Below are 21,442 nucleotides of genomic sequence, written 5' to 3' on the forward strand. Positions count from 1 at the left end.
GTTCTCCGGATCGGTCGTTGAAAAGACAGCACACGCCGTCGAAGGCGCTGCGTGTGAAGAAATCGGCTCCCCGGTCGGCGGGAATTATGTTGCAGTCGACACGGCAGACGTGGCCTGCCGTGTCGCGCGTGGATCAGTCGGGCTTGATGCTGGCCTTCACCACGATCTCCTTCCAGATCTTCTGCTGCGCGGCGATGAAGGCGCCGAACTGCTCGGGCGTGTCGCCCACGCCTTGCGCGGAGTCGTGCGCGAAGCGCTCGGTCACCGGGCCGGTGCGCAGCGCCTTGAGGCTTTCTTCCTGCAGCCGCTTCACGACCGGCGCCGGTGTGCCGGCCGGGGCCAGCAGGCCGTACCACTGCGAGGTCTCGAAGCCCTTGTAGCCGCTCTCGGCGATGGTCGGCACGTCGGGCAGTGCGCCGATGCGCTGGGCCGAGCCGACCGCCAGCGCGCGCAGCTTGCCGCTCCTGATGAAGGCCGAGATGCTGGGCAGGCCGTTCATCGCCACCTGCGTGCGCCCGGCCAGCAGGTCGGTCATCTGCGGGCCGCTGCCGCGGTAGGGGATATGGGTCATGAAGAAACCGGCGGTGAGCTTGAGGTATTCCATGCTCAGATGGCCCGAGCTGCCGTTGCCGGCCGACGAGTAGTTGAGCTTGGCCGGGTTGGCCTTGGCGTAGGCGATGAACTCCTTGAAGTTCTTCACCGGCACGTCGGGGTGCACCACCAGCACGTTCGGCACCTTGGCCAAGAGCGTGACGGGCACGAAGTCCTTGTTCACGTCGTAGGGCTGGTGGGTCAGCATGTACGGGTTGACTGCCAGCGTGCCGACGTGGCCGAGGATCAGCGTGTAGCCGTCGGCACTGGCCTTGGCGACGTCCTGCATCGCGATGGTGCCGGCCGCACCCGGCTTGTTCTCGACGAACACGCTCTGGCCCAGCAGCTTGCTCAGCTCGCCCGCCACCGAACGCGCCACCACCTCGCTCGAGCCGCCCGGCGCGAAGGGCACGACCAGCCGGATCGGCTTCTGCGGCCAGCCGCCCTGGGCGTGCAGGGCGCCGGTGCCGCCGGCGGCCAGCAGCGCGATCGACTGGCAGACGAGGCGGCGCGAGACGCAGGCATCGGCTTGCGGTTGAGAGGGGGTGGCCATGCGGGCTCCTGTTGTTCTGCGTGTGGAAGGATTGTGGAAGTGCCCGCTGCGCGATTCAGCCCGGCGGCATCAGGGATTTCCCGCATGCCGGCGGCGGTTGGCCGAGGCGGGGACAATGGCGGGCTTATGAAAAAGCAACGCATCGTGGTCGGCCTGAGCGGCGGGGTCGACTCCGCCGTCACCGCGCACCTGCTCCGGCAGCAGGGCCACGAGGTGGTCGGCATCTTCATGAAGAACTGGGAAGACGACGACGACAGCGAGTACTGCTCGTCGAACATCGACTTCGTCGACGCGGCCAGCGTGGCCGACGTGCTGGGCATCGAGATCGAGCACGTCAACTTCGCGGCCGACTACAAGGACCGGGTCTTCGCCGAGTTCCTGCGCGAATACCAGGCCGGCCGCACGCCTAACCCCGACGTGCTGTGCAACGCCGAGATCAAGTTCAAGGCCTTCCTCGACCACGCGATGCGGCTTGGGGCCGAGAAGATCGCGACTGGCCACTACGCACGGGTGCGGCTGAACGACGCCACCGGTAGCCACGAGTTGCTCAAGGGCCTCGACCCGGCCAAGGATCAGAGCTACTTCCTGCACCGCCTGAACCAGGCGCAGCTCGGAAAGACGCTGTTCCCGGTCGGCGAGTTGCACAAGACCGAGGTGCGCCGCATCGCCGACGAGATCGGTCTGCCGAATGCGAAGAAGAAGGATTCGACCGGCATCTGCTTCATCGGCGAGCGGCCGTTCCGCGAGTTCCTCAACCGCTACATCTCCAAGGAACCCGGCCCGATCAAGGACGAGCGTGGTCGCACGCTGGGCGAGCACCAGGGGCTGAGCTTCTACACGCTCGGCCAGCGGCAAGGGCTGGGCATCGGCGGCGTGAAGGCGCGCGGCGCCCAGCGCGGTGCGGGTGACCATTCGCCCTGGTTCGTGGCGCGCAAGGACATGGCGACGAACACGCTGTGGGTGGTGCAGGGCCACGAGCATCCGTGGCTGCTGTCGAAGGCCCTGACGGCCGACGACGCGAGCTGGGTGGCGGGCGCGGCGCCGGTCGCTGGCGCCTATGCGGCGAAGTCGCGCTACCGCCAGGCCGATGCGGCATGCACGCTGGCCCCGGGGGCCGACGGCACCTTCGCGCTCGATTTTCCGGAAGCGCAATGGGCCGTCACGCCGGGCCAGTCGGCCGTGCTGTACGACGGCGAGGTCTGCCTCGGCGGGGGCGTGATCGCGACCGCCACCCCGGCCGTGCCCTGACGGCGCGGCGGCCCGCTCAGCGCGCCGGTGGCCCGTACACCGACGCGTCGGTGTGGATCAGCGACAGCGGGTGACTCGCGCCGCCCAGGTGGTCCTCGATGCACTGCAGCAGCAGCGGGCTGCGGTGGCGCTCGACGCTGGCGCGGATCTCCTCGGGCGTCATCCACAGGGTGCGCACGATGCCCTCGTCCAGCGCGCGCCCGGGCTCGAAGGCGCCGAGCGTGCCCGCGAAGGCGAAGCGCAGGTAGGTAATGTCCTGCTCGCTGTCGCGCCGTGCGGTGCTCGTCGTCGGCTGCCGCTGGAAGCGCGCCATGTAGACGCCGACCAGCGCGGTGGGCACGAAGTGGTGGGCCGTCTCTTCCAGCGCCTCGCGGGCGCAGCCTTCGGCCGGCGATTCGCCGGGGTCGAGGTGGCCGGCCGGCGTGTTGAGCTTGAGGCCGTGCGAGGTGTGTTCTTCGACCAGCAGATAACGGCCGTCGCGTTCGATCACCGCCGCGACGGTGACGTTGGGCTTCCAGCGCGGGTCCGACATGCCGCTCGTGCCTTCGGTCAGCGCAGCACGTAGCCGCTGAAGCGCCAGATCCGGTCGCTGTCGAGGTGGAAGCTGACCAGTTCGCGCACCATCGCGGCGGGCTTGTTGGCGAAACGCGTCTCGTACTCGACGCTGACGTACTGGCCGGCCAGGTCGGCGTCGGCGTCGTTCACCACCTGCCGGTTGATCGCGACCCAGGTGCGCTGCTGCGCGGCACCCAGCGGCTCGCGCGCCTTGCTTATCTGGCCGATGAAGTCGGCACGCGTGACGCGCTTGCGGGCCCCGGCGGCGGCGCCGTCCCACAGCTCGCCGCTCTTGGCCTGGTCGACCATCTGGATCGCCTGCAGCCCGCCGCGCACCATGTCGCTGGGCTCCACGTCCTGCGCGGCCGCCAGGCCGAGCCATCCCGCCAGGCTGGCCGCCAGGAGAAGTTTCATCATCCGGGTCATTTCGTTCATTCCTTGTGGTTGGCCGCGGCGTTGATTGTCGGCCGCAGGCTGGGTGGCGCTCATGCGAGGTCGTTGCCGGGCCCGCGGATCCCGGAAAGGTCGGTGCCTTCGATTGCTTCGAGCCGGTAGCCCAGGCCGTAGATCGCCGACAGCAGGAAGCCGTTCGAAGGACGAAGGTCGAGTTTCGTGCGAAGGCGGGAGATGTGGGTGTCGAGCGAGCGCGACGGGCTCTCGGCGCCCAGCCCCCAGACCGCCTCGCGCAGATGCTCGCGCGAGAGCAGGCGGCCGAGGTTCTGGAAGAGAAACAGGGCCAGCTCGTATTCGCGGTGCTTGAGTTCGGCCGGCACGCCCTTGAACTTGAGCACCCGCGACTGCGGAAAGAAGTGGTATGGACCGAAGACGAGTTCGGGCTCGTGCTGGGCCGGGTAGGCGCGCCGCAGCAGGGCGCGCACCCGCGCTTCGAGTTCGGCGATCCGGATCGGCTTGACCATGAAGTCGTCGGCGCCGACGCTCAGCCCCTCGACCATGTCGGCCTCCTCGCGCCGGTTGGTCACGAACAGGATCGGAAGCCGGCTGTTCAGGTCCTCCCGGATCCATTTCACGACGGCGGGGCCTTGCACGTCGGGCAGGGTCCAGTCGAGGATGAGCAGGTCGTAGGTTTGCTGGCGCAGTTCGCGTAGCAAGGATCGGCCGTCGGAAAAGCCGTGGCATTCGTGACCGATGCCTTCCATCGTCGCCTTGATCAGGTCGAGCTGACCCGATTCATCGTCAAGTGCAGCAATGCGCATTTTTTATTCCCCCCTTGTGTGACGTCACGAGTCTAGGTCTTCGAGGCGTCGGTCGCCATTGTGGCAAGGATTGCAACTGTCAACTAGTGCTCGGAACGGAATCCCAATGGTTAACAATTGTCATTAAGTGCCAAATTTACGTTTTCGGGACTTGCCTGCCGGCGCGGGGTCGGCGTCGTGCTTACAGTGCCGTCGTCGGCTGACGCAGGACACGAGGAGAGAAAGTTGAGCAGCATGTTTTTCACGGTTTTTCGCCGTCGGGGCGCCATGGCGGCGCTGTTCGCCATGGCGATGCTGCCGGGCTGCGCGACGCGCCTGAGCGAGGGCCTGACCGACGATGGCGAAGTCCGGCAGGTGGTTTTCCCGCCCCTGTCGAGCGCGACACGGCCGGAGGGCATCTTTCCTGACCGCGCGGTTCTGCGCGAGGTCGAGCCGGGCGTGCGCAAGTCGCATCTGCTGCAGTGGTTCGGACCGCCGCATTTCAGCGAAGGCATCGCGGGCGTCCGCGAGTGGGACTACATCTTTCATTTCTACAGCGGCGGCGGCATCACGACCTGCCGCTACAAGGTGATCTTCGACGCCGCGTATGTCGCACGCCGCTTCCATTGGCGGCCCGACGAGTGCGGGCAGTGGCTGTCACCGACCTTGATGCCGACCAAGCCGGCGCGCATTGCGCGCTGAGCGCCTGGCGTGCCGTGTGAAAAACGTCTTCGGGTAAGCTCGGCCGCGAAAAACAACGCAGCCCGCAGCTGCCCGAGGAGATTCACCATGTTGATTGGCGTTCCGGCCGAGACAGCGGCTGGCGAGACCCGAGTGAGCGTGACGCCCGAGACGGCGAAGAAGCTGGTGGCGCAAGGGCATGCGGTGGTGGTGCAGTCGGGGGCTGGCCTGACCGCCAGCGTCACCGACACCGCCTATGAGGCTGCAGGCGCACAGATCACCGATGCGGCGGGCGCCTTCGCCGCCGAGGTCGTGCTGAAGGTGCGCGCGCCGTCGGACGCCGAATCGGCCCTGCTCAAGCCGGGCGCCGTCGTCGTCGGCATGCTCAACCCCTTCGATGCCGCCGGCCTGCAGCGGCTCGCCACGGCCGGTGTCACGGCCTTCGCGCTCGAAGCCGCGCCGCGCACCACCCGCGCCCAGAGCATGGACGTGCTCTCATCCCAGGCCAACATCGCCGGTTACAAGGCCGTGATGATCGCGGCCGACGCCTACCAGCGCTTCTTCCCGATGCTCATGACGGCCGCCGGCACCGTGAAGGCGGCGCGCGTGGTCGTCCTGGGCGTGGGCGTGGCCGGCCTGCAGGCCATCGCCACCGCCAAGCGGCTCGGTGCCGTCATCGAGGCGAGCGACGTTCGCCCGAGCGTCAAGGAGCAGGTCGAGTCGCTGGGCGGCAAGTTCATCGAGGTGTCCTACGACACCGACGAAGAGAGGGAAGCCGCCGTGGGCGTCGGCGGCTACGCCAAGCCGATGCCGGCGAGCTGGCTGGCGCGCCAACAGGCCGAGGTCGCCAAGCGCGTGGCGCAGGCCGACGTGGTCATCAGCACCGCGCTCATTCCCGGCCGCGCGGCACCCACGCTCATCACCGAGGACATGGTCAAGTCGATGAAGCCCGGCTCGGTGATCGTGGACATCGCCGCAGGCAAGGGTCCGGACGGCGTCGGCGGCAACTGCCCGCTCACCGAGACCGACCGCACCGTGGTCAAGCACGGCGTCACGCTGGTGGGCGAGACCAACCTGCCCGCACGGGTGGCGGCGGACGCCTCGTCGCTTTATGCGCGCAACGTGCTCGACTTCCTCAAGCTCATCCTGCCGAAGGAGGGGGGCCTGAAGATCGACCTGGACGACGACATCGTCGCCGCCTGCCGCATGACCCAAGACGGTCAAGTCACAAGAAAGTAGGCCATGGATCCCGTCTCCCACACCGTCATCAACCTGATCATCTTCGTGCTGGCCATCTACGTGGGCTACCACGTGGTGTGGACCGTCACGCCCGCACTGCACACGCCGCTGATGGCGGTCACGAACGCCATCTCGGCGATCGTCATCGTCGGTGCGATGCTGGCGGCCGCGCTCACCGAAACCACGCTGGGCAAGACCATGGGCGTGCTGGCCGTGGCGCTGGCCGCGGTCAACGTGTTCGGCGGCTTTCTCGTCACCCGGCGGATGCTGGAGATGTTCAAGAAGAAAGAGAAGAAGGCGCCCGTGCCCACCAAGGGAGACGCAGCATGAGCATGAACCTGGTCACGCTGCTGTACCTGGTGGCGTCGGTCTGCTTCATCCAGGCGCTCAAGGGCCTGAGCCACCCGACCACCTCGATCCGCGGCAACGTCTTCGGCATGGCCGGCATGGCGATCGCCGTGCTGACCACCGCGGCGCTGATCGTGCAGCTGTCGGGCGGCAAGGCGCTCGGCATGGGCTGGGTGCTGCTCGGCCTGCTGGTGGGCGGCACGGCCGGCACCATCGCCGCCCGGCGCGTCGAGATGACCAAGATGCCCGAGCTGGTCGCCTTCATGCACAGCATGATCGGCCTGGCGGCGGTGTTCATCGCGGTGGCCGCGGTGGCCGAGCCCTGGGCCTTCGGCATCTCGACGCACGGCGAGCCGATCCCGGGCGGCAACCGCATCGAGCTGGCGCTCGGCGCCTTCATCGGCGCGGTCACCTTCACCGGCTCGATCATCGCGTTCGGCAAGCTCTCGGGCAAGTACAAGTTCCGCCTGTTCCGGGGCGCGCCGGTTCAGTTCAAGGGTCAGCACATCCTCAACGCGGTGCTGGGCCTGGCGGCGGCGTTCTTCGTGTTCGGCTTCTGGCACTCGCAGAGCTGGATGGACATCGTGCTGGTCATCGCGCTGGGCTTCGCGCTCGGCGTGCTGCTCATCATCCCGATCGGCGGCGCCGACATGCCGGTGGTGGTGTCGATGCTCAACAGCTACTCGGGCTGGGCGGCCGCGGGCATCGGCTTCAGCCTGAACAATGCGATGCTGATCATCGCGGGCTCGCTGGTGGGCAGCTCGGGGGCGATCCTGAGCTACATCATGTGCAAGGCGATGAACCGCTCGTTCTTCAATGTGATCCTGGGCGGCTTCGGGGGCGAGGCGACTGCGTCGGCGGCCGGCGGCGCCGTGCAGCGCCCCGTCAAGAGCGGCAGCGCCGACGATGCGGCCTTCGTGCTGAGCAACGCCGAGACGGTCGTCATCGTGCCGGGCTATGGCCTGGCGGTGGCGCGCGCGCAGCATGCGGTGAAGGAACTCGCCGCCAAGCTCACCGAGAAGGGGATCACGGTCAAGTACGCGATCCACCCCGTGGCCGGCCGCATGCCGGGCCACATGAACGTGCTGCTGGCCGAGGCCGAGGTGCCCTACGACCAGGTCTTCGAGATGGAGGACATCAACGGCGAGTTCGGTCAGGTCGACGTGGCGATCATCCTGGGGGCCAACGATGTGGTGAACCCGGCCGCGCACACCAAGGGCAGCCCGATCTACGGCATGCCGATCCTGGAGGCCTACAAGGCCAAGACGGTGATCGTGAACAAGCGCTCCATGGCCGCGGGCTATGCGGGCCTGGACAACGAACTCTTCTACATGGACAAGACCATGATGGTCTTCGGCGACGCCAAGAAGGTGGTCGAGGACATGGGCAAGGCCATCGAGTAGCAATGCGCCGCGCGCCAAGAGCGGCCTCGCGCGCGGTGGTGTCGCGCCCCATTTTTTTCTGACGTGGAGACATAGAACCATGACCGATCGCCCCTGGCTCGGCAGCTATCCGCCGGGTGTCCCGGCCGACATCGATCCTTCGCAGTACAGCTCGCTGGTCGGGCTGATGGACGAGAGCTTCACGAAGTACGCCGACCGGACCGCCTACAGCTTCATGGGCAAGGACGTGCGCTACGCCAGCGTCGACCGCCACAGCCGCGCCTTCGCCGGCTACCTGCAGGGCCTGGGGCTGGTCAAGGGGGACCGGGTCGCGGTGATGATGCCCAACTGCCCGCAGTACCCGATCGCGGTCGCAGGCATCCTGCGGGCGGGGCTGATCCTGGTCAACGTCAACCCGCTCTACACGCCGCGCGAACTCGATCACCAGTTGCAGGACAGCGGCGCGAAGACCATCGTCATCATGGAGAACTTCGCCGCGACGCTGCAGCATTGCCTGGCGTCGACGCCGATCAAGCACATCGTGCTGGGCGCGATGGGCGACCGGCTGGGGCTGCTGAAGGGCACGATCGTCAATTACGTCGTGCGCAAGGTCAAGAAGCTGGTGCCGGCCTATGAACTGCCGCAGGCGGTCCGCTTCAACGCGGCGCTGGGCGAGGGCGCGGCGCGCGGTCTGAAGGCGCCGACCATCGGCCCCGACGACGTCGCGGTGCTGCAGTACACCGGCGGCACCACCGGCGTGTCCAAGGGCGCGGTGCTGCTGCACCGGAACATCATCGCCAACGTGCTGCAGTCCGAGGCCTGGAACGACCCGGTCATGCAGAAGGTGCCGGCCGGCGAGCAGCCCACCAGCGTGTGCGCGCTGCCGCTCTATCACATCTTCGCTTTCACGGTGAACATGATGCTGGGGCTGCGCACCGGCGGGAAGGTGATCCTCATCCCCAATCCGCGCGACCTGGCGGCCACGCTGAAGGAACTGTCGAAGCACACCTTCCACAGCTTCCCGGCGGTCAACACGCTCTTCAACGGCCTCGCGAACCACCCGGACTTCGGCACCGTCAACTGGAAGAACCTGAAGGTCTCCGTCGGCGGCGGCATGGCGGTGCAGGCGGCCGTGGCCAAACTCTGGCTCGAGAAGACCGGTTGCCCGATCTGCGAGGGCTATGGCCTGTCGGAGACCTCGCCTTCGGTGAGCTGCAACCCGACCACGAGCACCGCATACACCGGCACCATCGGCGTGCCCATCCCGAGCACGTACATGACACTGCTCGACGACGCCGGCCAGCCGGTCGCGCCGGGGCAGCCGGGCGAGATCGCGATCAAGGGCCCGCAGGTGATGGCCGGCTACTGGCAACGGCCCGACGAGACGGCGAAGGTGATGACTGCCGACGGCTGGTTCAAGACGGGTGACATCGGCGTCGTCGACGATCGGGGCTTCTTCAAGATCGTCGACCGCAAGAAGGACATGATCCTGGTGTCCGGTTTCAACGTGTACCCGAACGAGATCGAGGACGTGGCAGCCATGATGCCGGGCGTGCTCGAATGCGCCGCGGTCGGCGTGGCCGACGACAAGACTGGCGAGGCCGTCAAGCTCGTCATCGTCAAGAAGGACCCGGCCCTGACCGAGGAACAGGTGCGCGATTTCTGCCGCGACAACCTCACCGGCTACAAGCGGCCGAAGGTGATCGAGTTCCGCACCGACATGCCCAAGACGCCGGTCGGCAAGATCCTGCGACGCGAACTGCGCGACGCGAAGAAGTGAGCGCCGTGGTGCGCGTGGACGCGTCCATCGCGCCCCTCGCGATCGTCGCGGCCATGCACGAGGAGCTGGCGGCGGTGCTCGACCTCATGCCCGACGAGCGCAAGGTCGTGGTGGCGGGCCGCGAGTTCTGGCAGGGGCATCTGCACGGCCACGAGGTCGTCGCGGTGCTTGCGCGCATCGGCAAGGTGGCCGCGGCCACCACGGCCGCCGTGCTGGCCGAGCGCTTCGAGGTCGGCCGTGTCGTCTTCACGGGCGTGGCCGGCGGACTGGGACACGGCGTGCAGGTGGGCGACGTGGTGGTGGCCAGCGAGTTCCTGCAGCACGACATGGACGCCTCGCCGATCTTCCCGCGCCACGAGGTGCCGCTCTACGGACGCAGCCGCTTCGCGGCCGATGCAAGCCTGGCCGCGGCGCTGTGCGAGGCGGCGCGCAGCGCGCTGCCGCAGGCGCGCGTGCATCAGGGCCTGGTCATCAGCGGCGACCGCTTCGTCTCCACCACGGCGGAAGCCCGCGCGCTGCAGACCGAGTTGCCCCATGCTTTGGCGGTGGACATGGAAGGCGCGGCCTTCGCCCAGGTGTGCCACGACTTCGGCCTGCCTTTCGCCGCGGTGCGCACCATCTCCGACCGCGCGGACGACGCCGCGCATGGCGACTTCCTGCAATTCATCCGCACGGTCGCCAGTCCGTATTCGGCGGCCATCATCGAGACACTGCTGCGCAGTCTGCCCAAGGGCTGAACTGCCGTCAGGCTGGGGCTACTTCAGCCATCCGCGGCGGCGGAAGTACCACATGGGTCCGAGCGCGCTCGCGGCCATCAGCACCAGCACATAGATGTAGGCGCCGTTGCCCAGTGCCTGCACTTCCGGGATGTTCATGTTCATCCCGTAGATGCTGGCGATCAGCGTCGGCGGCAGCAGCGCCACGCTGGCCACCGAGAAGATCTTGATGGTCTTGTTCTGGTTGATGTTGATGAAACCGACGGTCGCATCCATCAGAAAGTTGATCTTGTCGAACAGGAAGGCCGTGTGGTTGTCGAGTGATTCGATGTCGCGCAGGATCTGCCGCGCCTCCTCGAACTGCTCGGCGTTGAGCATGCGGCTGCGCATCATGAAGCTCACGGCGCGGCGCGTGTCCATCACGTTGCGGCGGATGCGGCCGTTCAAGTCTTCCTGGCGCGCGATGGCGCCCAGCACCTCGCCGGCCAGTTCGTCGCTGACGTTGCCTTCGAGCACCTTCTTGCCGGCGATCTCGAGCTCGTCGTAGATGTTCTCCAGCGTGTCGGCCGAGTATTCGGCGTCGGCGTCGAACAGCTTCAGCAGGACTTCCTTCGCATCCTCGATGAGGCCTGGCGCGCGCCGTGCACGCATGCGCAGCAGGCGGAACACCGGGATGTCCTCGTCATGGATGGAGAACAGCACGCCGCGGCTGCGCAGTTCGGCGTTGTGCTGATTCAGGATGAAGGCCACGCGCACCGAGCGCGGGTTCTCTTCCTCGTCGATCAGAAAGTCGCTGCGGATGTGCAGTTCGCCGTTGTCTTCTTCATAGAAGCGGGCGGACTCCTCGATGTCCTCGTCCATCGCATCCTCGGGGATGGACAGGCCGTAGTACTGCTTGACCCAGCGCTTCTCCTCGACCGTCGGCGATTCGAGGTCGACCCAGATGGGCTGGTATTGCGAAAGCTCTTCGAGCGCCTCGATCTCTTCCTGGACGAGGCGGCCGTTGGCGAGCGTGAAGATGTTGAGCATGGCTCACTCCCGGGGAATGGGGTCTTGCGGTTGGCGGCGGGAAGGTGGCGCTTTCAAGACCCTCGCCAACGACGCTCAGAAGGGAGTTGAAAGCTGCCGAGACGGATAGCTGTCCATGCCAAATCTCCGGGGTTGCAGCGAGGCGCGATTATGGCACTGCAGCATGGCGCCATCGGCTTTGCGGCTGGATGGACATCCAGTACAGTGCGGGCTCCGATGCCGCCTTCCGATACCGCCTCCCTGCCGCGCCCGGCCGCGTCGCAGACCACCCAGGCCGAGCGCCTGGCCGCTGCGCTGGCCACGCTCAACGACGCGCAGCGCGCTGCCGTCGAGCATGGCGTCGGTGCGGCGCTCGGCGATGTGCGGCCGCTGCTGGTGATCGCCGGCGCCGGGTCGGGCAAGACCAGCACGCTGGCGCACCGCGTGGCCAACCTCATCGCGCAGGGCGCCGATCCGCAGCGCATCCTGCTGCTCACCTTCTCGCGCCGGGCGGCCCAGGAGATGGCGCGGCGCGCCGGCCAGGTCGCCGCGCAGGTGCTCGGCCTGCGGTCCGAGGCAGCACCGGCCCTGCCCTGGGCCGGCACCTTCCACGGCGTCGGGGCCCGGCTGCTGCGCGAGTACGCGGCGCAGATCGGTCTCGACGAGAACTTCACCATCCACGACCGCGGCGACGCGGAAGACCTGATGGGCCTGGTGCGCCACGACCTCGGCCTGTCGGCGACGACCAGGCGATTCCCGCGCAAGGGGACCTGCGTGTCGATCTACTCGCGCACCGTCAACACCTGCGCGCCGCTGGCCGAGGTGCTGGCCCAGGCCTTCCCCTGGTGCGCCGAATGGGAAAGCGAGCTCAAGCGCCTGTTCGCCGCCTACGTCGAGGCCAAGCAACAGCAGCATGTGCTCGACTACGACGACCTGCTGCTGTACTGGGCCGGCATGGTGGCCGAGCCGGTGTTCGCGGCGCAGTTGGGGGCGCGCTTCGACCACGTGCTGGTCGACGAGTACCAGGACACCAACCGGCTGCAGGCCGCGATCCTGCTGGCGCTCAAGCCCGACGGGCGCGGGCTGACCGTGGTCGGCGACGACGCGCAGTCGATCTATGCCTTCCGCGGTGCCACCGTGCGCAACATCCTCGACTTCCCGACGCAGTTCGGCGAGCCGGCGCGCGTCGTGGCGCTGGAGCGCAACTACCGCTCGACGCAGCCGATCCTCGACGTCTCCAACGCGGTCATCGCCGCGGCCGCCGAGCGGCACGCCAAGACACTCTGGACCGACAAGCCGTCCGCCGGCCGGCCCCAGCTGGTGCTGGTGCCCGACGAGGCGCAGCAGGCGCAATGGGTGGCCGACCGCGTGCTCGCGCACCGCGAGGGCGGGCTGGCCCTCAAGTCGCAGGCGGTGCTGTTCCGCACCTCGTACCACAGCGCCGCGCTCGAGCTCGAGCTGGCGCGCCGCAACATCCCCTTCGTCAAGTACGGCGGCCTCAAGTTTCTCGAGGCCTCGCATGTGAAGGATCTGCTCGCCGTGCTGCGCTTCGCGCAGAACCCGCGCGGTCGCATGGCCGGCTTCCGCGTGACGCAGCTCATTCCCGGCATCGGCCCGGCCACGGCGACGCGGCTGCTCGATGCGATGGACACGGCTGCCGACCCGGCCGCCGCGGTGCAGGATTTCGTGCCGCCGGCGTCGGCGCAGGTCGAGTGGGCGCGTTTCGCCGACACCTATGCCGCGCTGCGCGCGCCGGCGCTCGAATGGCCGGCCGACATGCAACTCGCGCTGGACTGGTATCTCCCGCACCTGGAGCGGCTGCACGACGATGCTGGCGTGCGGCGCGGTGACGTGGAGCAACTCGCGCGCCTGGCCGCCGGCTACGCCTCGCGCGAGCGCTTCCTCACCGAACTCACGCTCGACCCGCCCGAGGCCACCAGCGACCGCCCTGGCCCGCCGCTGCTCGACGAGGACTACCTCATCCTCTCGACCATCCATTCGGCCAAGGGCCAGGAATGGACCTCGGTGCATGTGCTGAACGTGGTGGACGGCTGCCTGCCCGCCGACGTGGCCCAGGGTGCGCAGGAACTGGAGGAAGAGCGCCGCCTGCTCTATGTCGCCATGACACGCGCCAAGGACCACCTGCACCTGCTGGTGCCGCAGCGCTTCTACGTGACGCAGCAGTCGGCCCGCGGCGACCGGCACCTGTACGCCGGGCGCAGCCGCTTCATCACCGAAGCCGATGCCGCCCGCTTCGAGCGCTGCACCTGGCCACCGCCGCCCGTCCAGGCGCCGCACGTGCCGGCCCCGGCGGCGGCCATCGACCTGCTCGCCCGGATGCGGGCGGCCTGGCGCTGAGCTTTTCACCGCATGTCAGGGTCGGCACCAGGGCTGCTCGACAGGCGGCATTTGGTGTTCATGGCCACGGCAGCGGCGGCCACGCCTGAGTCCCGTGCTATGCAATTCGTAGCTGATCTGGGTCAATGAAAGCGGAAGTCGAAGCGAATGTGACAGGGGCATTGCAATACGCTGGGGCCTTGGGCATAGTGAACCGACCTTCCCTTCTTTCTCACGTCCTTACCCGCACCGAATTTCGCCGCCCACGCCCCAATCCCGGAGCGCTGGGCATTTTCCCAACCGTCAATCTGGAGGTCATTCATGAATTTGACGATCAGCGGTCATCACCTCGACGTTTCGCCTGCCCTGCGCAGCTACGTCACCACCAAGTTGGACCGGATCACCCGGCACTTCGATCAGGTGGTCGATGTCAAAGTGATCCTTACGGTGGAAAAGCAGAAGGAGAAGGAGGGCCGCCAGAAGGCGGAATGCAACATCCACGTGAAGGGCAGCGACATGTTCGCGGAATCCAGCCATGCTGATCTCTATGCCGCCGTCGACGAGCTGGTCGACAAGCTCGACCGCCAGGTGGTGCGCCACAAGGACCGTCTGCAGGACCACCATCACGCCGCGCCCAAGCGCCTGATGTGACCTGCCGCGGGCAAACACTCTTGCGGGCCACCTCCGGGTGGCCCTTTGCTTTTTGCGATGCGGGTGCATAATCGCCCCCGCTCCGCCCTCACCATGAATCGCCTCGCGTCCATCCTGCCGCCCGCTCAAGTCCTCGTGAGCGTCGACGCCACCAGCAAGAAACGTGCTTTCGAGGAAGCCGGCTTGCTGTTCGAGAACCTGCATGGCCTCGGCCGCGCGCTCATCACCGACAGCCTGTTCGCGCGCGAGCGGCTGGGTTCGACCGGGCTCGGCCACGGCGTGGCGATCCCGCACGGCCGCATCAAGGGCCTGAAGTCGCCCATGGCCGCCGTGTTCCAACTCGCGCAGGCCATCGGCTTCGACGCGCCGGACGAACAACCCGTCGTGCTGCTGATCTTCCTGCTGGTGCCCGAAGCCGCCACGCAGAAGCATCTCGAAATCCTCTCGGAAATCGCCGAACTGCTCAGCGACGCGAGTCTGCGCGAGCAGATCAAGTCGAGCACCGATGCGAGCGCCCTGCACGCCCTCATCGCCGGCTGGCAATCCGCGCAAGTCGCCTGAACATCCGACCTTCCCCCCGCGCATGAAGCCGACCGTCATCAGCGCGGACGCGATGTTCGAGGAGTTCCGCGGCTCGCTGCGCTGGGAGTGGCTGGCCGGGTTGGGCGCCTCCGAGCGCCATTTCGATGCCGAGGTCATCAGCCGCGCCCAGTCGGCCGCCGACCTGGTCGGCTACCTCAACTACATCCATCCCTACCGCGTGCAGATCCTGGGTGCGCGAGAGATCGCCTACCTGACCCGCGGCACGCCCGAGGACTGCGCCCGACGCATCGCCCGCATCGTCACGCTGGAGCCGCCGATGCTGGTGCTGGCCGACGGGCAGGCCGCGCCGGACGAGCTGCTGTCGATCTGCGAGCGGGCCCAGTTGCCGCTCTTCGCCACGCGCGAAGGTTCGGCCTACGTCATCGACCTGCTGCGGGCCTACCTGTCGAAGCACTTCGCCGAACGCACCTCGATGCACGGTGTGTTCATGGACATCCTGGGCCTGGGTGTGATGATCACCGGCGAATCCGGGCTGGGCAAGAGCGAGCTCGGCCTGGAGCTGATCTCGCGCGGCAACGGCTTGGTGGCCGACGACGCCGTCGACCTCTTTCGCATCAACCAGAACACGATCGAGGGCAAGTGCCCCGAGCTGCTGCAAAACCTGCTGGAAGTGCGCGGCATCGGCCTGCTCGACATCCGTGCCATCTTCGGCGAGACGGCGGTGCGCCGGAAGATGCGGCTGAAGCTGATCGTGCACCTGGTGCGGCGCGACAGCTTCGAGCGCGACTACGAGCGCATGCCGGCGGCGCCGCTGACCCAGGACGTGCTGGGCATCCCGGTGCGCAAGGTGATCATCCAGGTGGTGGCCGGCCGCAACATCGCGGTGCTGGTCGAGGCGGCGGTGCGCAACTCCATCCTGCAACTGCGCGGCATCGACACGTACGCCGATTTCGTGGCGCGGCACCACAAGGCGATGGAAGCCGGCGGCGCGGATTGAGCGGCCGGCCTACCTGCGGCTGACGCAGTCGCCGCAGAGGCCGTACAGCGACATGGCGTGGTCCTGCAGGATCCAGCCCTTGTCCTTGGCGATCATTTGCTGGCGCCGCTCGATCTCGGCGTCGTAGAACTCCTCGACCTTGCCGCACGAGGTGCAGATCAGGTGGTCGTGGTGGGTGCCTTCGTTGAGTTCGTAGACGGCCTTGCCGCTCTCGAAATGGCTGCGCTCCAGGATGCCGGCCTGCTCGAATTGCGTGAGCACGCGGTACACGGTGGCCAGGCCGATGTCGGAGTGTTCGTTGAGCAGCACGCGGAACACATCTTCGGCCGTCATGTGGCGCTGGGCGCCGGCCTGGAAGATCTCGAGGATCTTCAGCCGGGGCAGCGTGGCCTTGAGGCCGGTGTTCTTGAGTTCGTCGATGTTGCCCATGGTCTTTCCTGCGCCAGCCGTGTGGGCGGCGGCCCGAAAAAGGGCTGCCGCTACAATGGGTCGATCATATCGCTACCCCTTTTCCCGATGCTTGCCAATCCCCAAACGCGCCTGTGGTTGCTGGCGGCCGCCGTTCTCGCGAGTCTGTCGCTGGGCGCCTGCGGCAACATGACCGACCGCACGCGCAGCATGCTGTATGCCGTGACGCCCTACAAGGTCGAGGTGGTGCAGGGCAACTTCGTCTCCAAGGAGCAGGTCGACGCGCTCAAGCCGGGCATGTCGCGCCAGCAGGTGCGCGAGATTCTCGGCACCTCCTTGCTGACGGACGTGTTCCATGCCGACCGCTGGGACTACGTCTTCACCATCCGCCGCCAGGGCGTGGAAGCGCAGCAGCGCCGGCTGACGCTGTTCTTCAAGGGCGAACTGCTCGAGCGCTTCGTCGGCGACGAGATGCCCAGCGAAAAGGACTTCGTGGCCGGTCTGGACGCCCGCCGCTTCAGCGGCAAGGTGCCGGAACTGGAGGCGCCCGAGGACCAGTTGAAGAAATTCAATCCGCCGAAGAAGGACGCGACGGCCAGCGCCCCGGCGGCGCCGCTGCCTCCGCTGCCGCCCAGCTACCCGCCGCTCGAATCCACGCGCTGAGCGCGGCCGCCGTTCGGCGGCGTCGAGCGTTTCTCTCCTCCGAAGGCTGAATCCGCGTGACCGAACCCATTTCTTCCTCCTCCACGGCCCTGCGCCGCATCGCCGTCGCCGGGGCCTCCGGCCGCATGGGCCGCATGCTCATCGAAGCGGTGCGCAACGCCGACGACTGCCGGCTGGCCGGCGCGCTCGATGTGCCCGGGAGCACCGCGGTCGGCACCGACGCGGCCGCGTTCCTGGGCTTCACGAGCGGCGTCGCGATCGCCTCCGACCTGCGCACCGGTCTCAAGGACGCGCAGGTGTTGATCGACTTCACCCGCCCCGAAGGCACACTGGCGCACCTCGCCGTCTGCCGCGAAATGGGCGTGCAGGCCGTCATCGGCACCACGGGCTTCAGCGACGCACAGAAGGCCGAGATCGCCGAGATCGCCCGGGACATCGCGATCGTCATGGCCCCCAACATGAGCGTGGGTGTCAACGTCACCTTCAAGCTGCTCGAGATGGCCGCCAAGGCGCTGTCGACCGGCTACGACATCGAGATCATCGAGGCGCATCACCGCCACAAGGTCGACGCGCCCTCGGGCACCGCGCTGAAGATGGGCGAGGTCATCGCCGAGGCGCTCGGCCGCGACCTGAAGGAATGCGCCGTGTATGCCCGCGAGGGCATCACCGGCGAGCGCGACCCGTCGACGATCGGCTTCTCGGCCATCCGCGGCGGCGACATCGTCGGCGACCACACGGTGCTCTTCGCCGGCATCGGCGAGCGCATCGAGATCACGCACAAGTCGGCCAGCCGCACGACCTATGCACAGGGGAGCCTCCGCGCGGCGCGCTTCCTGGCCACGCAGAAGACCGGGCTCTTCGACATGTTCGACGTGCTCGGCCTGCGCTGAAAACGGTCCACCCATGAACGTCGTCCAGCTGCTGGCCCAGGGCGATGGCGTCAGCCGCAGCGTGGCGGCGCTTTTGCTGCTGATGTCGGTGGCGAGCTGGATCGCGATCCTGCTCAAGGCCTGGTTGCTGCGCGGCGGCACGCGCGCGGTGCTGCGCAGCATCGCCGCGTTCTGGCAGGCCCCTTCGATCACCGAGGCCGAGCAAGGGCTTCGCGCCTTCGACGGCCCGCGGCTCGTGCTGCCGGCGGTCGTGGCGCTCAAGGCCCTGGCCGCCGACAAAGGCGGGGCCACGCTCGGCCACGCGGGCGACCGCAACCAGCGCCTCACGCGCACCCTGCGCGATGCGCTGCATGCGGCGCTGCGGCGCCTGCAGTCGGGCCAGATCCTGCTGGCGACCGTCGGCGCCACGGCGCCCTTCGTCGGCCTGCTCGGCACGGTGTGGGGCATCCACGGTGCGCTGGCGGGCATCGCCGGCGAAGCGGGCGGCTTCACCATCGACAAGGTGGCGGGGCCGGTCGGCGAAGCGCTGATCATGACGGCCTTCGGCCTGGCGGTCGCGATCCCGGCGGTGCTGGGCTACAACGTGTTCGGCCGGATCATCGGCCGCATCGAGGTCGAGCTCGAAGGCTTCGCGCACGACCTGCTGGCCGTCTTCGGTGAGGCGCCCTCCGTGGCGCTGCCGCCGGCGCAGCCCCTGCCGGTCTGATCGTCTTCACGCCATGAGCTTCGGCCGCACGTCGCTCGGGTCCGGTGCCAGCGGCAGCCGCGCGACCGGCGGCGGCGGGCAGCGGCCGATGTCCGACATCAACGTGACGCCGCTGGTCGACGTGATGCTGGTGCTGCTGGTGATCTTCATCATCACGGCGCCGCTGATGGCGAGCTCGATCCGCCTCGACCTGCCGCGCACCGATGCCGGCAAGACGGGCGATGTGCCGAAGTCCGTCAGCGTGGCGGTCGACGCCAAGGGCCAGGTCTTCGTGAACGACCAGCCGGTGAGCGAGGACGAACTGGCCGCGCGCCTGGCCAGCGCCGCCGCCGCCAGCCGCGACACCGAGGTGCAGCTGCGCGCCGACCAGACCGTGCCCTACGGCCGCATCGTCGCGCTGATGGGCATCGCCAACAAGGCGGGGCTCAGCCGCATCGGCTTCGTGACCGAAGCCCCCGCAGCACCGCGTTAGCCCAGTGCCACCGGCTTGGTGTGCCAGATCTGGTGCGCGTACTCGGCGATGGTCCGGTCCGACGAGAAGGCGCCCATGCCGGCCACGTTCAGGATCGCCATGCGCGTCCATGCGTCGGCGTCGCGGTACAGCGCATCGACGCGCGCCTGCGTGGCGACGTAGCTGGCGTAGTCCGCCAGCAGCAGGTACTGGTCGCCCCAGTTCACCAGCGTGTCGAAGATACCCTGGTAGCGCGATGGTTCGCCGGGCGAGAAGACGCCGTCGCGGATCGCGTCGAGCACCCGCTGCAGTTCCGGGTTCGATTCGTAGAAGGTGCGCGGCTGGTAGCCGCCGGCGCGGATGTCCGCCACCTGGGGCGTGGTGTTGCCGAAGATGAAGATGTTGTCGTCGCCGACGTTGTCCTTCATCTCGACGTTGGCGCCGTCGAGCGTGCCGATGGTCAAGGCACCGTTGAGCGCGAACTTCATGTTGCCGGTGCCCGAAGCCTCGGTGCCGGCGGTGGAGATCTGCTCGCTCAGGTCGGCCGCCGGCATGATGATCTCGGCCAGGCTCACGCTGTAGTTCGGCAGGAACACCACCTTCAGCAGCTTGCCAACGCGTGGGTCGTTGTTGACGACCGCGGCCACGTCGTTGATGAGCCGGATGACCAGCTTGGCCGCGTGGTACGCCGAGGCCGCCTTGCCGGCGAACACCACCACGCGCGGCACCAGGTCGCTGGTCTGGCCGGCCTCGTGCGCGGCGACGATGCGCTGGTAGCGCGACACCACATGCAGCACGTTGAGCAGCTGGCGCTTGTACTCGTGGATGCGCTTGACCTGCACGTCGAACATCGCGTCAGTGTCGACCACCAGCCCCAGGTTCTGCTCGATCCAGTTGGCCAGGCGCAGCTTGTTCTCGCGCTTGGCGTGGCGGAAGGCGCGCACGAAGGGCGCCTGCTGCGCCATCGGGCGCAGGGCCTCGAGCTGCGTCAGGTCGCGCCGCCAGCCGCGGCCGATGCGCTGGTCGAGCAGGGCGGCGAGCGGCGGGTTGGCCTGCGCCAGCCAGCGCCGTGGCGTGACGCCGTTGGTCTTGTTGTTGAAGCGCTCGGGGAAGAGCTTGTTGAAGTCCGCGAAGATCGATTGCTTCATCAGCTCCGAGTGCAGCCCCGACACGCCGTTGATCGAGTGGCTCGCCAGCACCGCCACGTAGGCCATGCGCACGCGGCGCTCGCCGGTCTCGTCGATCAGCGACAGGCGGCGCAGCAGTTCGACGTCGTGGCCCAGCTTCTGCGTCACCGTCGCCAGGAAGCGCGCGTTCATCTCGTACAGGATCTGCAGGTGGCGCGGCAGGATGCGGCCCATCATCTCGACCGGCCAGGTCTCCAGTGCCTCGTGCATCAGCGTGTGGTTGGTGTAGCTGAACACCTTCTGCGTGTGCGCCCAGGCGCTGTCCCAGTCGAGGCCGTGCTCGTCGAGCAGCAGGCGCATCAGCTCGGGCACGGCCAGCACCGGGTGCGTGTCGTTCAGGTGGATGCTGACCTTGTCGGGCAGCGCGTCGAAGGTGGTATGGGTGCGCAGGTAGCGGCGCAGCAGGTCCTGCACGCTGGCGCTCACGAAGAAATACTCTTGGTGCAACCGCAGCTCGCGGCCCGAGGCGGTCGAGTCGTCGGGGTAGAGCACGCGCGAGACATTCTCCGAATGGTTCTTGCTCTCCACCGCCTGCATGTAGTTGCCGCGGTTGAAGGCCGACAGGTCGATCTCTTCCGTGGCGCGCGCCGACCACAGCCGCAGCGTGTTGGTGGCCTGCGTGCCGTAGCCGGGGATGATGGTGTCGTAGGCCACCGCGAGCACGTCGTGCGTGTCGACCCAGTCGGCCGCGCCGCTGGCCGTGGCGTCTTCGCGGCGTTGCACGTGGCCGCCGAAGCGCACACGGTAGGTCACCTCGGGCCGCTGGAATTCCCAGGGGTTGCCGCGCGTGAGCCAGTAGTCGGGCGTCTCGACCTGCTGGCCGTCGACGATCTTCTGGCGGAACATGCCGTACTCGTAGCGGATGCCGTAGCCGAAGCCCGGCACGCCGAGCGTGGCCATCGAGTCGAGGAAGCAGGCCGCCAGCCGGCCGAGGCCGCCGTTGCCCAGCGCGGCGTCGGGCTCGCGCTCGGCGAGGGCCGCGATGTCGACCCCGAAGTCGGCCAGCGCCTGCTTCACGATGTCCTGCAGCTCGAGGGCCAGGAGCGCATTCGTGAAGGTGCGGCCGATGAGGAATTCCATCGACAGGTAGTACACGCGCTTCAAGTCCTGCGCATAGCTGGCGCGGGTGGTGGCCATCCAGCGCTCGACCAGCTGGTCGCGCACGGCCAGCGCGGTGGCGTTGAGCCAGTCGTCGGGGCTGGCGGCGACGGGGTCCTTGCCGACGGCGTAGATCAGCTTGTTGGCCACCGCGCGCTTGAACGCGGCCACGTCGCGGTCGGGATGGTCGTAGGCGAATTCTTCGATCGTCATGGTG

Annotated in this window: 22 protein-coding genes; 15 read left to right on the plus strand and 7 right to left on the minus strand. The window is 67.8% G+C overall.

Annotated elements, in window-relative coordinates:
- Positions 1–133: 133 nt before the first annotated feature.
- Positions 134–1,144 carry a Bug family tripartite tricarboxylate transporter substrate binding protein gene (locus N8A90_RS21365; RefSeq protein WP_262077148.1) on the minus strand — a complete coding sequence of 337 codons (1,011 nt, stop codon included), beginning with the start codon at positions 1,142–1,144 and terminating at the stop codon, positions 134–136.
- A gap of 126 nt (positions 1,145–1,270) precedes the next feature.
- On the opposite strand from N8A90_RS21365, the gene mnmA reads away from it, so the two are divergent.
- On the plus strand, positions 1,271–2,392 hold the full coding sequence (mnmA, locus tag N8A90_RS21370) for a tRNA 2-thiouridine(34) synthase MnmA (protein WP_262077151.1): 1,122 nt from the start codon (positions 1,271–1,273) through the stop codon (positions 2,390–2,392).
- A gap of 16 nt (positions 2,393–2,408) precedes the next feature.
- Here the strand turns inward: mnmA and N8A90_RS21375 are convergent, their stop codons facing one another.
- The 3 genes from N8A90_RS21375 to N8A90_RS21385 form a co-directional block, all read right to left on the minus strand.
- The gene (locus N8A90_RS21375) at positions 2,409–2,924 is read right to left on the minus strand and encodes an NUDIX hydrolase (RefSeq protein WP_262077153.1); all 516 of its coding nucleotides are present in this window, start codon (positions 2,922–2,924) and stop codon (positions 2,409–2,411) included.
- Positions 2,925–2,941: 17 nt separating this feature from the next.
- Positions 2,942–3,364: a DUF4019 domain-containing protein gene (locus tag N8A90_RS21380; RefSeq protein WP_262077154.1), complete on the minus strand. Its 423-nt coding sequence runs from the start codon at positions 3,362–3,364 to the stop codon at positions 2,942–2,944.
- Positions 3,365–3,432: 68 nt separating this feature from the next.
- Positions 3,433–4,161 (minus strand): response regulator transcription factor, encoded by a 729-nt coding sequence (locus N8A90_RS21385; protein ID WP_262077155.1) that lies wholly within the window; start codon positions 4,159–4,161, stop codon positions 3,433–3,435.
- A 234-nt stretch (positions 4,162–4,395) separates the two neighbouring features.
- Here N8A90_RS21385 and bamE point away from each other — a divergent pair, with 234 nt between their 5' ends.
- The 6 genes from bamE to N8A90_RS21415 all read left to right on the plus strand — a co-directional run bounded on the left by bamE (position 4,396) and on the right by N8A90_RS21415 (position 10,307).
- Positions 4,396–4,842 (plus strand): outer membrane protein assembly factor BamE, encoded by a 447-nt coding sequence (bamE, locus tag N8A90_RS21390; protein ID WP_262077325.1) that lies wholly within the window; start codon positions 4,396–4,398, stop codon positions 4,840–4,842.
- A gap of 87 nt (positions 4,843–4,929) precedes the next feature.
- Entirely contained in the window at positions 4,930–6,060 is a 1,131-nt protein-coding gene (locus N8A90_RS21395; protein WP_262077157.1) for a Re/Si-specific NAD(P)(+) transhydrogenase subunit alpha, read from the plus strand.
- Positions 6,061–6,063: 3 nt separating this feature from the next.
- Complete coding sequence (locus tag N8A90_RS21400; RefSeq protein ID WP_262077158.1) at positions 6,064–6,390, plus strand: NAD(P) transhydrogenase subunit alpha; 327 nt, start codon at positions 6,064–6,066, stop codon at positions 6,388–6,390.
- Positions 6,387–7,811, plus strand: a complete 1,425-nt coding sequence (locus tag N8A90_RS21405) for an NAD(P)(+) transhydrogenase (Re/Si-specific) subunit beta (RefSeq protein WP_262077159.1) — start codon at positions 6,387–6,389, stop codon at positions 7,809–7,811. Before N8A90_RS21400 ends, N8A90_RS21405 begins: the two co-directional genes overlap by 4 nt.
- A gap of 79 nt (positions 7,812–7,890) precedes the next feature.
- Entirely contained in the window at positions 7,891–9,570 is a 1,680-nt protein-coding gene (locus tag N8A90_RS21410) for a long-chain-fatty-acid--CoA ligase (RefSeq protein ID WP_262077161.1), read from the plus strand.
- Complete coding sequence (locus tag N8A90_RS21415) at positions 9,567–10,307, plus strand: 5'-methylthioadenosine/adenosylhomocysteine nucleosidase (RefSeq protein ID WP_410087727.1); 741 nt, start codon at positions 9,567–9,569, stop codon at positions 10,305–10,307. The genes N8A90_RS21410 and N8A90_RS21415 overlap by 4 nt, the downstream gene beginning before the upstream one ends.
- Positions 10,308–10,325: 18 nt before the next feature.
- Here N8A90_RS21415 and N8A90_RS21420 read toward each other — a convergent pair whose 3' ends face one another.
- On the minus strand, positions 10,326–11,315 hold the full coding sequence (locus tag N8A90_RS21420; RefSeq protein WP_262077163.1) for a magnesium and cobalt transport protein CorA: 990 nt from the start codon (positions 11,313–11,315) through the stop codon (positions 10,326–10,328).
- A gap of 216 nt (positions 11,316–11,531) precedes the next feature.
- On the opposite strand from N8A90_RS21420, the gene N8A90_RS21425 reads away from it, so the two are divergent.
- The 4 genes from N8A90_RS21425 to hprK all read left to right on the plus strand — a co-directional run bounded on the left by N8A90_RS21425 (position 11,532) and on the right by hprK (position 15,822).
- A complete protein-coding gene (locus N8A90_RS21425) occupies positions 11,532–13,652 on the plus strand; it encodes an ATP-dependent helicase (RefSeq protein ID WP_262077165.1) in 2,121 nt (706 codons plus the stop codon).
- A 300-nt stretch (positions 13,653–13,952) separates the two neighbouring features.
- Entirely contained in the window at positions 13,953–14,282 is a 330-nt protein-coding gene (gene hpf, locus N8A90_RS21430; protein ID WP_262077167.1) for a ribosome hibernation-promoting factor, HPF/YfiA family, read from the plus strand.
- A gap of 93 nt (positions 14,283–14,375) precedes the next feature.
- Complete coding sequence (locus N8A90_RS21435; RefSeq protein ID WP_262077169.1) at positions 14,376–14,843, plus strand: PTS sugar transporter subunit IIA; 468 nt, start codon at positions 14,376–14,378, stop codon at positions 14,841–14,843.
- A 22-nt stretch (positions 14,844–14,865) separates the two neighbouring features.
- Complete coding sequence (gene hprK / locus N8A90_RS21440; protein ID WP_262077171.1) at positions 14,866–15,822, plus strand: HPr(Ser) kinase/phosphatase; 957 nt, start codon at positions 14,866–14,868, stop codon at positions 15,820–15,822.
- A 9-nt stretch (positions 15,823–15,831) separates the two neighbouring features.
- On the opposite strand, the gene fur is transcribed toward hprK, so the two are convergent.
- The gene (gene fur / locus N8A90_RS21445; protein ID WP_262077173.1) at positions 15,832–16,251 is read right to left on the minus strand and encodes a ferric iron uptake transcriptional regulator; all 420 of its coding nucleotides are present in this window, start codon (positions 16,249–16,251) and stop codon (positions 15,832–15,834) included.
- Positions 16,252–16,338: 87 nt separating this feature from the next.
- Between fur and N8A90_RS21450 the strand changes: the two genes are divergently transcribed.
- The 4 genes from N8A90_RS21450 (at position 16,339) to N8A90_RS21465 (ending at position 18,961) form a co-directional block, all read left to right on the plus strand.
- Positions 16,339–16,893 carry an outer membrane protein assembly factor BamE gene (locus tag N8A90_RS21450; protein ID WP_262077175.1) on the plus strand — a complete coding sequence of 185 codons (555 nt, stop codon included), beginning with the start codon at positions 16,339–16,341 and terminating at the stop codon, positions 16,891–16,893.
- A gap of 89 nt (positions 16,894–16,982) precedes the next feature.
- On the plus strand, positions 16,983–17,783 hold the full coding sequence (gene dapB, locus N8A90_RS21455) for a 4-hydroxy-tetrahydrodipicolinate reductase (protein ID WP_410087729.1): 801 nt from the start codon (positions 16,983–16,985) through the stop codon (positions 17,781–17,783).
- A gap of 13 nt (positions 17,784–17,796) precedes the next feature.
- Positions 17,797–18,489: a MotA/TolQ/ExbB proton channel family protein gene (locus N8A90_RS21460; protein WP_262077179.1), complete on the plus strand. Its 693-nt coding sequence runs from the start codon at positions 17,797–17,799 to the stop codon at positions 18,487–18,489.
- A 13-nt stretch (positions 18,490–18,502) separates the two neighbouring features.
- Positions 18,503–18,961, plus strand: coding sequence for an ExbD/TolR family protein (locus N8A90_RS21465; RefSeq protein WP_262077182.1), 459 nt, complete (start codon positions 18,503–18,505; stop codon positions 18,959–18,961).
- Here N8A90_RS21465 and N8A90_RS21470 read toward each other — a convergent pair.
- Positions 18,958–21,438 (minus strand): glycogen/starch/alpha-glucan phosphorylase, encoded by a 2,481-nt coding sequence (locus N8A90_RS21470; RefSeq protein WP_262077184.1) that lies wholly within the window; start codon positions 21,436–21,438, stop codon positions 18,958–18,960. The genes N8A90_RS21465 and N8A90_RS21470 overlap by 4 nt on opposite strands.
- Positions 21,439–21,442: the final 4 nt, after the last annotated feature.

The organism is Variovorax sp. N23 (genome assembly GCF_025486315.1).
In the GTDB taxonomy this organism is placed as follows: Bacteria; Pseudomonadota; Gammaproteobacteria; order Burkholderiales; family Burkholderiaceae_C; genus Variovorax.